The organism is Streptomyces mayteni, from assembly GCF_054783955.1.
Map to the genome: position 1 here is coordinate 1 of NZ_BAAGPR010000178.1, position 9,866 is coordinate 9,866.

Sequence of the window (9,866 nt, forward strand, 5' to 3'; positions counted from 1 at the left end):
GGTGGGGGGAACCCCGCGCGAAGCGCGGGGCACCCACCCCCGCCGCAGGCCGGCCCGGCCCGCCAGGGCCCACCCGCGCGAAGCGCGGAACAAAGGGCGGGTGGGTGGGGGAGAACCCCCTACGTCAGATCCCGCGTCACCGCGTCCGCCAACAGCCGCCCCCGCAGCGTCAGAACCGCCCGGCCCGCCGCGAAGGCGGGCTCCGCGAGGAGGCCGTCGGCGACCCCGCGCCGCGCCGCGGCGAGCCCGGACGCCGTCAGCAGAGAGAGCGGCACGCCCGCCGCGAGGCGGAGTTCGAGGAGGATCCGTTCGACGCGCCGGTCGTCCGCCGTCAGGAGCTCGCGGCCGGCGCCCGGCGACCTGCCCTCCGCCAGCGCCGCGGCATACGCGCCGGGGTGCTTCACGTTCCACCACCGCACGCCGCCGACGTGGCTGTGCGCGCCGGGGCCGGCGCCCCACCAGTCGGCGCCGGTCCAGTACAGCTCGTTGTGGTGGCAGCGGGCGTCCGCCGACGTGGCCCAGTTGGAGATCTCGTACCAGCCGAAGCCGGCCGCCGACAGCGTCTCCTCGGCGATCAGGTAGCGGTCGGCGTGCACGTCGTCGTCCGGCGCCGGCACCTCGCCGCGCCGCACCCGGCCGGCGAGCCTCGTGCCGTCCTCGACGATCAGCGAGTACGCCGAGACGTGGTCGGGCCCGGCGGCGACGGCCGCGTCGAGCGAGGCGCGCCAGTCGTCGTCGGTCTCGCCCGGGGTGCCGTAGATCAGGTCGAGGTTGACGTGTTCGAAGCCGGCCGCCCTGGCCTCCGCCACGCACGCCTCGGGGCGGCCCGGGGTGTGGGTGCGCTCCAGCACGGCCAGCACGTGCCGGCGGGCGCTCTGCATGCCGAAGGAGATCCGGTTGAAGCCGGCCTCCCGCAGCGCGGCGAGCGAGGCCGGGTCGACCGAGTCGGGGTTGGCCTCGGTGGTCACCTCGGCGCCGGGGGCCAGGCCGAACTCCTGCCGGACGGCGTCCAGCATCGCGGCCAGCGCGCCGGGCGGCAGCAGCGTGGGGGTGCCGCCGCCGACGAAGACCGTGGCGGCCTGGCGCGGGTCGTCGCCGAGCACCTTTCGGGCCAGCCGGATCTCCTCGGCCAGCACCTCGGCGTAGTTGTCCCGGGAGGCCAGCGCCCCGCCGGAGCCACGCAGCTCGGCTGCCGTGTAGGTGTTGAAGTCGCAGTAGCCGCAGCGCGTCGCGCAGTACGGCACGTGCAGGTAGAAGGCGAGGGGGCGCTCGGCGGCCCCGGCCAGGGCGGACGCGGGGAGCGCGCCGTCCGCTGGCATCGGCTCGCCTTCGGGGAGGACGGAGGGCATACCCCCATTGTCCGCCACCGGGACGACGACCGGCGCGACTACCCGGGCCCGCCCACCGTGACGTGGTCGATCAGGTGCTCGACTGGCCCGAGCAGCCCGGGTTCGAGGTCGCGGTAGTCCCGCACCGTGCCCAGGATCCGCCGCCAGGCGGCGCCGGTGTTCTCGGGCCAGCCGAGCGCCCGGCAGACGCCGGTCTTCCAGTCCTGGCCGCGCGGCACCCTGGGCCACTCGGGGATGCCGAGCGCCGAGGGCTTCACGGCCTCCCAGACGTCGATGAAGGGGTGGCCGACGATCAGCACGTTCGGGTCGGTGACCTCGGCGGCGATCCGGGACTCCTTGGAGCCGGGTACCAGGTGGTCGACCAGCACGCCGAGCCGGGCCTCGGCGGTGGGGGCGAACTCGCGGACGACGGCCGGCAGGTCGTCGACGCCGGCCAGGTACTCCACGACCACGCCCTCGATCCGCAGGTCGTCGCCCCAGACCTTCTCGACCAGCTCCGCGTCGTGGCGCCCCTCCACGTAGATGCGCCCGGCGCGCGCGACCCGCGCCCGGGCGCCCGGTACCGCGATCGAGCCGGAGGCGGTCCTGGCCGGCCCGGCGGGCGTGGCGGCGGTCTGCGCCGGGCGGACCAGCGTCACCGTCCTCCCCTCCAGCAGGAAGCCGGCCGGCTCCAGCGGGAACACCCGGTGGGCGCCGAAGCGGTCCTCCAGCGTGACCGTCGGCCCCTGGGCCGTCTTCTCGCAGCGGATCACCGCGCCGCAGAAGCCGGTCGTCACGTCCTCGACGACCAGGCCGGGCTCGGCCGGCACCTCGGGAACGGGGGCGCGCCGCTTCCACGGCGGCGTCAGATCCGGGTCGTAGGCCCTGCCGTACTGTCCGCCGTGCTGCCCGCCGTACTGTCCTCCACGCATGGGCTCATCAGATCACGAGGCCGCCGGCGGCACCCCGAACCGCTCGGCGAGCGCCTCCCGTTGGGCCAGGACGAAGGCCGCGTCCACCACCGCGCCGTGCCCCGGCACATAGCGCGCCGTGGTGCCGCCGAGCGCCAGCAGCCGGTCCAGGGCGGCCGGCCAGCGGGCCGGCTCCGCGTCAGGCCCCGCCTGCGGCTCGCCCGACTCCTCGACCAGGTCACCGCAGAACACCACCGGCGCGGGACCCGGCACCAGCACCACCAGGTCGTGGGGCGAGTGCGCCGGGCCGAGGTCCGCGAGCACCACCTCCCGGCCGCCGCCCAGGTCGAGCGTCAGCTCCCCGCCGACCTCACGGGTCGGCGGCAGCGCGCCGAGCGCCTCCGCCGCGTCCGAGGCCAGCGCCGGGTCGACCCCCTGCCGCACCGCGTCGGCGGCGACCTGCGACCAGTCGGTCAGCGGCGGACCGTACCGTTCGGCGTCCGGGAAGGCGCCGGCGCCCAGCACGTGGTCGAAGTGCGGGTGGGTGAGCAGCAGCCGGGTCACCGGGCGGCCGAACCGCTCCCGCAGCTCCTCGCCGAGCTCGGCGCCGGCCGGCAGCGAGGGGCCGGCGTCGACCAGCAGCAGCCCGTCCCGGCCCGCCACCGCGCCGACCGTCTCGTCCCAGCCCGCCAGCCGCCGTCGCACCACTCCGGGCGCCAGGTCTTCCCATCGCGTCGTCATGCTGCGACGTTAGCGTCACGACAGAAACGTTCCGGCCCGGAAGACGGCCGATCACGCGATACCGTCTCCCCGTTCACGATTCCCTGGCCGTGCTACCCGGCCGTACACTGGACAGGGTTGGCACTCCCCACGACTGAGTGCCAGGGCGGGCAGGCAGGAACGACGGCCGGGCGGGAGGTGTGCGGCATGCTCAGCGAACGCAGACTCGAGGTGTTGCGAGCCATCGTCCAGGACTATGTGGGCACCGAGGAGCCGGTCGGTTCCAAGGCGCTCACGGAGCGACACAACCTTCAGGTCTCCCCGGCCACCGTGCGCAACGACATGGCGGTGCTGGAGGAGGAGGGCTACATCGCCCAGCCGCACACCAGCGCCGGCCGGGTGCCCACCGACAAGGGCTACCGGCTCTTCGTCGACAAGCTCGCCGACGTCAAGCCGCTCTCGGTCGCCGAGCGCCGGGCCATCCACAGCTTTCTGGAGTCCGCGCTCGACCTCGACGACGTGGTGGCCCGCACGGTGCGGCTGCTCGCGCAGCTCACCCGGCAGGTCGCCGTCGTCCAGTACCCGTCGCTCAGCCGCTCCACCGTGCGCCACGTCGAGTTGCTCTCGCTGGCGCCGGCCCGGCTGATGCTGGTGCTGATCACCGACACCGGCCGCGTCGAGCAGCGGATGGTCGACTGCCCGGCGCCGTTCGGCGAGGCGTCGATCGCCGACCTCCGTGCCCGGCTCAACAGCCGGATCGTCGGCGAGCGCTTCGCCGAGGTGCCGCGGCTGGTGGCCGACCTGGCGGACTCCTTCGAGCACGAGGAGCGAGGCACGGTCTCCGTGGTCCTCTCCATCCTGCTGGAGACGCTGGTGGAGGAGAAGGAGGAGCGGCTGATGATCGGCGGCACCGCCAACCTCACCCGCTTCGGACAGGACTTCCCGCTGACGATCCGGCCGGTGCTCGAAGCGCTCGAGGAGCACGTCGTGCTGCTCAAGTTGCTGGGGGAGGCCAAGGATCCGGGTATGACCGTCCGGATTGGGCATGAAAACGCTCACGAGGGCCTGACGTCCACCTCGGTCGTCTCCGTCGGCTACGGTTCTGGAGGCGAGGCGGTGGCGAAGCTCGGCGTGGTCGGACCGACCCGCATGGACTATCCGGGAACGATGGGAGCGGTGCGCGCAGTGGCACGGTACGTCGGACAGATTCTCGCGGAGAACTAAGGTGGCGGCTGACTACTACGCGATCCTCGGTGTGCAGCGTGACGCATCGCAGGAGGAGATCAAGAAGGCCTTCCGCCGGCTCGCGCGGGAGCTCCATCCGGATGTGAACCCGGATCCCAAGACCCAGGAGCGGTTCAAGGAGATCAACACCGCCTACGAGGTGCTCTCCGACCCGCAGAAGAAGCAGATGTACGACCTGGGCGGGGATCCGATGGGCCCCGGCGGGGGCGCGGGGGCGGGTGCCGGCTTCGGCGGCGCCGGCTTCGGGAACTTCTCGGACATCATGGACGCGTTCTTCGGCACCGCCTCGCAGCGCGGCCCGAAGTCCCGCACCCGGCGCGGCCAGGACGCCATGATCAGGCTCGAGATCGACCTGAACGAGGCGGCGTTCGGCACCACCAAGGAGATCCAGGTCGACACGGCCACGGTCTGCGGCACCTGCAACGGCGAGGGCGCCGCGCCTGGCACCTCGGCGCAGACCTGCGACATGTGCCGCGGCCGCGGCGAGGTCTCCCAGGTCACCCGCTCCTTCCTCGGCCAGGTCATGACGTCGCGGCCCTGCCCGCAGTGCCAGGGCTTCGGCACCGTGGTGCCCACCCCCTGTCCCGAGTGCGCGGGCGACGGCCGGGTGCGCACCAGGCGCTCGCTGACGGTGAAGATCCCGGCCGGTGTCGACAACGGCACCCGGATCCAGCTGGCCGGCGAGGGCGAGGTCGGCCCGGGCGGCGGCCCCGCGGGCGACCTGTACGTGGAGATCAGGGAGAAACCGCACCCCGTCTTCCAGCGGCGCGGCGACGACCTGCACTGCACGGTCACCATCCCGATGACGGCCGCGTCCCTGGGCACCAAGGTGCCGCTGGAGACGTTGGACGGGATGGAGGAGGTCGACATCCGTCCCGGCACCCAGTCGGGGCAGTCGATCCCGCTCCACAACCGCGGCGTCACCCACCTGCGGAGCAACGGCCGGGGCGACCTCGTCGTGCACGTCGAGGTGCAGACGCCGCAGAAGCTCGACCCGGAGCAGGAGGAGCTGCTGCGGCGGCTCGCCAAGCTGCGGGGCGAGGAGCGGCCGCTGGGCCAGTTTCAGCCGGGGCAGCAGGGCCTCTTCTCGCGCCTGAAGGACGCGTTCAACGGCCGGTGAGTCGAGGCGAGTCGGCGGTGAGCGGGTGAGCACCGCGCCCGTCTTCCTCGTGGAGTCGCTGGCGGCGGCCGGCCCCGGCGGGCTGCTGCCGCTGGCCGGCGCCGAGGGCCGGCACGCCGTCTCCGTGCGGCGGCTGCGGGTCGGTGAGCCGATCGTCCTCACGGACGGCCGGGGCGCCGGCGCGCTCGGCACGGTGGCCGCCGTCGAGGGCAAGGAGCGCCTGGAGGTCGCGGTCGCCGAGCTCCGTCACGAGCCGCCGCCGCTGCCGTCGGTCACCGTGGTCCAGGCGCTGCCCAAGGGCGACCGGGGCGAGTTGGCCGTCGAGACCATGACGGAGACCGGCGTCGACCGGATCATCCCCTGGGCCGCGGCCCGCTGCGTCACCCAGTGGCGCGGCGAGCGCGGCGCCAGGGCGCTGGCGAAGTGGCGGGCCACCGCCCGGGAGGCCGCCAAGCAGGCGCGGCGGCTGCGGATCCCCGAGGTCACCGAGCCGATGACCACCCGCGAGGTCGCCGCCGCGCTGGGTGGGGCCGCCTTCGCCGGCGTCCTGCACGAGTCCGGCGCCGAGCCGCTGGCCTCGGCCGAGCTGCCGGCCGAGGGCGAGATCGCGCTGGTGGTCGGCCCCGAGGGCGGCGTCGCCCCCGAGGAACTCGCCGCGTTCGAGGCGGCCGGCGCCCGCGCCCACCGCCTCGGCCCCACCATCCTCCGCACCTCGACGGCCGGCACCGCCGCCACCGCCCTGCTGCTCACCAGGACCGGCCGCTGGGCGTAGGCCCTGTCGCCCGGACAGGGCCTGGCCGTCTCTCGGTGCGGCCGTCCCTCAGTGCAGGTGCGCGATCGCGGCCTCGGCGGGCGGGCGGCCCGCCGGCACCAGGAACAGCGCGGCTACGGCGGCCGCCGCCGCGGTGAGGGTCGTGAAGGTCAGCGCGTCGGTGAATCCCTCGGCTGTCGCGGCGCCTCCCGCGGCGATGCTGGCGCCGGCGATGCTGGAGACCACCGGGACGCCGATCGCGCCGCCGAACTCGTGGCAGGTGTTGACGATGCCCGAGGTCAGCCCCGCCTCGGCGGGCTCCACCCGGGCGAGCGCGGTGGCGGTCGCGGCGACGAAGCCCGCGCCCAGGCCGGCCGCCGCGACGCTCAGCCCCACCGCCAGGGAGAGGGTGCCGGCCTCCGCCGCGGGTATGGCGAGGCCGCCGGCCGCGGTCAGCAGCGCGGGCACGGCCACCAGCCGCGGCCCGACGCGGCCCACCGCGTGCCCGGCGAGATGGGCCCCGACCACGGTGCCGACGGCCACCGGCAGGAACAGTGCCCCGGTGGCCAGCGGCCCGTGCCCGCCAGGGCCCTGGAAGTAGAAGGAGCCGAGGAAGAAGGACGAGATCAGCAGGGCGGTGGCGACCAGCATCAGGAACGCGCCGGTCAGCACCGGGCGGCGGGCCAGCGACGCGAGGCGCATCAGCGGTGCCGGGGACCGGTGTTGCAGCAGGCCGAAGGCGGCGTAGAGCGCGAGTCCCGCGGCGAGTGGTACGAGTGTGGCGGGCGCGCTCCAGCCGTCGTCGCCGGCTCTGGTGAGCCCGTAGATCGCGGCCGCCGTGGCCGAGGTGACCAGCAGGGCGCCGGGCACGTCCAGGGCGCCGCGGTGGGTGGCCCGGGCGGTGACGGGCAGCGCGCCGGGCAGCAGGGCGAGCAGCGCGAGGCCGATGGGCACGTTGACGTAGAAGATCCACTCCCAGCCGGGGCCCGCCGTGAGCAGCCCGCCGACCAGTACCCCGACCGCCGAGCCGGTGCCGCCGATGGCCGCCCACACCCCGAGGGCCCGGTTCCGCTCCGGCCCGTGGAAGGTCGTGGCGACCACGGAGAGAGCCGCGGGGGAGAGCAGCGCGGCGCCGACTCCCTGAAGCATCCGCGCACCGATCAGGACGGCGGCGCCGCCGGCGAGCCCGGCGGTGAGCGAGGCGGCGGTGAACACGGCGAGCCCGGCCAGCACCAGGCGCCGCGCGCCGAAGAGGTCGGCGGCTCGGCCACCGAGCAGCATGAGCCCGCCGAACATCAGCGTGTAGGCGGTGACGACCCAGGTCAGTTGGGTTCTGCCGAGTGCCAGGCCGGCTCCGATGTCGGGCAGCGCGACGGCGACCACGGTGACGTCGAGGATCAGCATGAACTGCGCGGCGCCGAGCAGCACCAGGGCCCGCCAGCGGCGCGGGTCGGGCGGCTCGTGGGCCGGGGAACGAGGACGCATCGGGACAGCTCCTGTAAGTCAAACACTCATGTTCGAGTTATTGGGCGATAGGCTAACTCAAACAGCGCTGTTCGACTAACGGTGAGATGAGAGAGGCACGACATGCCGGTGACCCGGGGGCGGCGAGCCGACGCCAGACGCAACGTGACGGCGATCCTCGACGCCGCGGTGGAATGCCTGAGCCGCGATCCCGACGCGAGCGTCGCGGACATCGCACAGGCGGCCGGCATCGGCCGCGTCACGCTCTACGGCCACTTCGCCTCGCGGGGAGAACTCCTCGACGCCGTGTTCGCCAGGGCCATGCGGCACGCCGACGCCGCGCTCGACGACCTGGACATCGAAGGCGACCCGCCCCAGGCCATGGCGCTGCTGATCCGCTCCTCCTGGCGGATCGTCAGCCAGTCCCGCGCCCTGCTGACCGCCGCCCAGCGCGGCCTGCCCCACGGCAGGGTCAGGGAACTCCACGAGGAACCGCTGCGCCGCATCGAGCGGCTGATCGAACGCGGCCGCGAGCAGGGCACGTTCCGCGCGGACGTCCCGGTGCCCTGGCTGGTCGCCACGTTCTACGCGGTGCTGCACACGGCCGCCGACGAGATCACCGCCGGCCGGCTCGACGAGGCGGCCGCGCCGCACGCCATCACCGGCACCCTGCTCGCCGCCTTCACACCGCCCGGGCAGCCGGTGCCGGCCCCGGAACACTGAGACGCGGCGGATCGCGCCCGCCGTCCTCGGGGGTCGTCGCCGAGACCGATCGCGATAGCATCCGCTCCGTACGGATCGAGCTGTCGGACGTTTCGGGAGGGCACCGCGCGATGGCGGGAGAACCGCAGGCAGACTGCCTGTTCTGCAAGATCGTGGCGGGCGAGGTGCCGGCCACGGTGGTCCGCGAGACGGAGACCGCGGTGGCCTTCCGGGACATCAACCCGCAGGCCCCCACCCACGTGCTGGTGATCCCCAGGGCCCACTACCCGGACGCCGCCACCCTCGCCGCCGCCGAGCCCGAGATGGCCGCCGAACTCCTGCTCCTCGCCGGCGAGATCGCCGCCGAGGAGAAGGTGGACGGCACCGGATACCGCGTCGTCTTCAACACCGGCGCCGGCGCCGGCCAGACCGTCTTCCACGCGCACGCCCACCTGCTCGGCGGGCGCGGTCTGGAATGGCCCCCCGGCTGATGTCGGCCCGCGAGCTGGTCGTGCTCGGCACGGCCAGCCAGGTCCCCACCAGGCACCGCAACCACAATGGCTACGCCCTGCGCTGGGACGCCGACACCATCCTCTTCGACCCCGGCGAGGGCACCCAACGGCAGCTGCTGCTCGCCTCCGTCAGCGCCCACCGGCTCACCAGGATCTGCGTCACGCACTTCCACGGCGACCACTCGCTGGGCCTCGCCGGCGTCATCCAGCGCATCAACCTGGACCAGGTGCCGCACCCGGTCACCGTCCACTACCCGGCCAGCGGCCAGCAGTACTACGACCGACTCAGGCACGCCACCGCCTACCGCGAGACCGCCAGGGTGCTCGCCGGCCCGATCACCGACGAGGGCCCGATCGCCGAGACGCCGGGCTTCACGCTGAGCGCCCACCGACTCTCCCACCCCGTCGAGTCCTTCGGCTACCGCCTCGTCGAACCGGACGGCCGCCGCATGCTGCCCGACCGGCTCGCCGCGCACGGCATCACCGGGCGCGACGTCGGCCTGCTACAGCGGGCCGGCGAACTGCGGGGCGTCCGGCTGACGGACGTCAGCGAGCGACGCCCGGGCCAGCGGTTCGCCTTCGTCATGGACACCCGGCTGTGCGACGGCGTCTACGCGCTGGCCGCGGACTGCGACATGCTCGTCATCGAGTCCACCTTCCTGACCCAGGACGCGGCGCTGGCCGAGGAGTTCGGCCACCTGACGGCCGCGCAGGCCGCCCGGGTCGCGGCCGAGAGCCGGGTCCGACACCTGGTGCTGACGCACTTCTCGCAGCGGTACGCGGACCCGGGCGCGTTCGCGGCGGAGGCGCGGGAGGCGGGCTACGGGGGCGATCTGACGATCGCCGAGGACCTGATGCGGGTGCCGATACCGGCACGCTCCGCTGGGTGAACCGGGTTTCCCCCCACCCACCCGCCCTTTCCTGCGCTGCCGCGGCGCTGCCGCGCGGGGTGGTGCGCGCTGCGCGCGGGCGGCGGCCCGCAGGGGCCCAACGGCGGCGAAGCCGCCTCGTTGGGGCCCTGCGGCCGTGTCGGCCTGCGGCCGTGTCGGCCTGCGGCCGTGTCGGCCTGCGGCCGTGTCGGCCTGCGGCCGTGTCGGCCTGCGGCCGTGCCGC

10 protein-coding genes are annotated in these 9,866 nt (G+C 74.5%); 6 read left to right on the forward strand and 4 right to left on the reverse strand.

Translation table 11 applies throughout. The features are described 5' to 3' along the window. Positions 1-119: 119 nt before the first annotated feature. From hemW to ACYVPE_RS37840, 3 genes are read right to left on the reverse strand one after another with little or no spacing between them, the layout of a single operon-like run. The gene (gene hemW, locus ACYVPE_RS37830; RefSeq protein WP_461038377.1) at positions 120-1,349 is read right to left on the reverse strand and encodes a radical SAM family heme chaperone HemW; all 1,230 of its coding nucleotides are present in this window, start codon (positions 1,347-1,349) and stop codon (positions 120-122) included. 38 nt (positions 1,350-1,387) lie between these two features. After that, entirely contained in the window at positions 1,388-2,260 is an 873-nt protein-coding gene (locus ACYVPE_RS37835) for a DUF3097 domain-containing protein (protein WP_461038378.1), read from the reverse strand. A 12-nt stretch (positions 2,261-2,272) separates the two neighbouring features. Further along, positions 2,273-2,980, reverse strand: coding sequence for an MBL fold metallo-hydrolase (locus ACYVPE_RS37840; RefSeq protein WP_461038379.1), 708 nt, complete (start codon positions 2,978-2,980; stop codon positions 2,273-2,275). Positions 2,981-3,166: 186 nt separating this feature from the next. On the opposite strand from ACYVPE_RS37840, the gene hrcA reads away from it, so the two are divergent. From hrcA to ACYVPE_RS37855, 3 genes are read left to right on the forward strand one after another with little or no spacing between them, the layout of a single operon-like run. Further along, positions 3,167-4,183, forward strand: a complete 1,017-nt coding sequence (gene hrcA, locus ACYVPE_RS37845; protein ID WP_461038380.1) for a heat-inducible transcriptional repressor HrcA — start codon at positions 3,167-3,169, stop codon at positions 4,181-4,183. A 1-nt stretch (position 4,184) separates the two neighbouring features. After that, positions 4,185-5,324 (forward strand): molecular chaperone DnaJ, encoded by a 1,140-nt coding sequence (dnaJ, locus tag ACYVPE_RS37850; RefSeq protein WP_461038381.1) that lies wholly within the window; start codon positions 4,185-4,187, stop codon positions 5,322-5,324. Between the two features lie 25 nt (positions 5,325-5,349). Beyond that, on the forward strand, positions 5,350-6,096 hold the full coding sequence (locus ACYVPE_RS37855) for a 16S rRNA (uracil(1498)-N(3))-methyltransferase (protein WP_461038382.1): 747 nt from the start codon (positions 5,350-5,352) through the stop codon (positions 6,094-6,096). Between the two features lie 48 nt (positions 6,097-6,144). Here the strand turns inward: ACYVPE_RS37855 and ACYVPE_RS37860 are convergent, their stop codons facing one another. After that, a complete protein-coding gene (locus ACYVPE_RS37860; protein ID WP_461038383.1) occupies positions 6,145-7,560 on the reverse strand; it encodes an MFS transporter in 1,416 nt (471 codons plus the stop codon). Positions 7,561-7,662: 102 nt separating this feature from the next. Between ACYVPE_RS37860 and ACYVPE_RS37865 the strand changes: the two genes are divergently transcribed. From ACYVPE_RS37865 to ACYVPE_RS37875, 3 genes are all read left to right on the forward strand, one after another. Next, the gene (locus ACYVPE_RS37865; RefSeq protein ID WP_461038384.1) at positions 7,663-8,262 is read left to right on the forward strand and encodes a TetR/AcrR family transcriptional regulator; all 600 of its coding nucleotides are present in this window, start codon (positions 7,663-7,665) and stop codon (positions 8,260-8,262) included. 110 nt (positions 8,263-8,372) lie between these two features. Then, positions 8,373-8,732, forward strand: a complete 360-nt coding sequence (locus ACYVPE_RS37870; RefSeq protein WP_461038385.1) for a histidine triad nucleotide-binding protein — start codon at positions 8,373-8,375, stop codon at positions 8,730-8,732. Then, on the forward strand, positions 8,732-9,643 hold the full coding sequence (locus ACYVPE_RS37875) for a ribonuclease Z (protein ID WP_461038386.1): 912 nt from the start codon (positions 8,732-8,734) through the stop codon (positions 9,641-9,643). The genes ACYVPE_RS37870 and ACYVPE_RS37875 overlap by 1 nt, the downstream gene beginning before the upstream one ends. Positions 9,644-9,866 lie beyond the last annotated feature (223 nt).